Origin of the sequence: Mesorhizobium sp. M2A.F.Ca.ET.067.02.1.1, from assembly GCF_004023285.1 — a bacterium.
Lineage (GTDB): Bacteria > Pseudomonadota > Alphaproteobacteria > Rhizobiales > Rhizobiaceae > Mesorhizobium.
Genome location: NZ_RZSB01000935.1, coordinates 1 through 2,038, shown reverse-complemented (window position 1 = coordinate 2,038; position 2,038 = coordinate 1). Strand labels below are relative to the sequence as shown.

The 2,038-nt window shown below is 66.8% G+C and carries 2 protein-coding genes; one reads left to right on the top strand and one right to left on the bottom strand.

Annotation, left to right across the window (positions count from 1 at the left end):
• Nucleotides 1-1,266, top strand: a 1,266-nt coding sequence (hutH, locus tag EOA28_RS33925; RefSeq protein WP_148671041.1) for a histidine ammonia-lyase, incomplete at its 5' end; no start/stop codon positions are given.
• Nucleotides 1,267-1,427: 161 nt separating this feature from the next.
• On the opposite strand, the gene EOA28_RS33920 is transcribed toward hutH, so the two are convergent.
• On the bottom strand, nt 1,428-2,038 hold a 611-nt coding region (locus EOA28_RS33920), incomplete at its 5' end, for a peptidoglycan-binding domain-containing protein (protein ID WP_148671040.1).

Here is a 2,038-nt window from a genome sequence, read left to right as displayed (position 1 = left end):
ATCCTCAGCCATGCCTGCGGCGTCGGCGAACTGGTGCCGGAACGCAGCATCCGCGCAGTCATCGCCGCGCAGGTGGCAAATTTCGCGCATGGCCATTCGGGCGTGCGGCCACAGATCGTGCGCAACCTGCTCACCTTCCTCGAGCGGGGCTGCGTTCCGGACGTTCCGTCGCGAGGATCGGCCGGTTATCTCACGCACAATGCCCATATCGCGCTGGTTCTGATCGGCGAGGGCAGGGCGACTGTCGCTAGGCGCAAGATGAGCGGCCGCGAGGCGCTGGCCGAGATCGGCCTGGAGCCGCTGGTGCTGGGCGCCAAGGAAGGCTTGAGCCTCGTCAACGGCACGGCATGCGCGACCGGGCTCACAAGCATCGCCCTGGTTCGCGCCGAGCGTCTGCTCGCCTGGGCCGATGCGGCGGCGGCACTCACGCTGGAAGCCGCGGGCGGGCAGATGGCGGCCTTCGACGAAACCGTGCTGGCCATGCGGCCGTCGCCCGGGATCGAGGCGGTCGGCGCCTCGCTGCGGCGTCTGCTCGACGGCAGCGGGCTGATCCAGGCTGCGCATGGCAGCCGCACGCAGGACGCGCTCAGCCTGCGCGCGGTGCCGCATGTGCATGGCGCGGCGCGCGAGGTGCTGGAGCGCTCGGCACTGCTGGTCGACCGTGAATTGGCTTCAGTGACCGACAATCCCGCCGTGGCCGGCACGCCCGATGAACCGAAAGTGTTTTCGCAGGCGCATCCGGTGGCGCCGGCGCTCGGGCAGACCGCCGACGGTCTGACGATCGCGCTGGCGCAGGTCGCGGCCATGAGCGAGCGCCGCATCGACCGCCTCGTCAATCCGCTGGTCAACAATCTGCCGGCATTCCTCGCCGCCGAGGGCGGCTGCAATTCGGGCTTCATGATCGCCCAGTACACCGCCGCTTCGCTCAGCAACGTCAACCGGCGCCTCGCCGCGCCGGCGGCGACGGACGGCGGCGTCACGTCCGGCCTGCAGGAGGATTTCCTCGCCCATCCGACCGTGGCGGCCAACAAGCTTCTGGCCGTCATCGACAACGCCGAATACATCCTGGCGATCGAGCTGATGGCCGCCGCGCAGGCGCATGATTTTCTGGCCGGTAAGGCCGCGCGGGCACCCGGAACGGACGCCGTCTACCGCGCTGTGCGCCGACGCATCCCGCACTACAGCGACGACCGGCCGCTGTCCTGGGACATGGAAATGCTGCGCGATTTCATCCGCGAGGCGGATGTTGAGTTCAGCGAAGTCTGAGCGCAACAGCGATGCGAGAATCGAGGGACTAGAGCAATTCCAGGAAAAGTGTGACACCGTTTTCCGTCAGGAACTGCGTCAAAACAAAGAGATAGAGCGGTTCGCCGTTTCCGTGAAACGGTGAAACGCTCTAATGCCATCGGTGCAAGCCCGCCGCCTTTTCAGTGGTTGGCGTAGCCGCTCAACGGGCATCTCTGTGCTGCCGGGATTTGGAAGGTGCCGTCAATCCCGCTGCACATGTGGTATGCGGACTTCCGCGCTGGTGTTGCCTTTGGCTTTGGCGCCGGTCTTGGATTGGCAGCCTCGCGCTGGTCCTGACGCCTCGGCCTGGCGCGGACGACCGGTTGCGGTTTCTGCGGCCTTTGCGGCGCGACGCTTTCCTGTTTCTTTGCTGGCGCATCGGATGCCTGCTTGGCGCGGTACGTCGTCAGCGCGTCGTCCGTGTCGAGCTTCAGGCGGGCATATTGCTTCGGGGTGAGGAATGTGGTCGTGGGCAAGCCATTCGCCTCCTGCCACTGGCCGATGGCGCGGCGGGTCTTGGCGCCGAGGTCGCCGTCGGCGTCCAGGTCGTAGCCGATCGCCAGAAGCCGTTCCTGCAAGTCGACCTTGCCCTGGCGATCAAGTCCGATCGCGCTTTCCGTCAGCTCGGTCCCGGCGTCGGTCTCTGGTTTGGGCGCGGCCGCCGGAGGTTCCACGGCGGTTGCCGACCGCGACGTCTCGCTCTGTACATTGGCCACAACGGTGGCCGGCTGCTTCTTGAGCTGGTCGATGT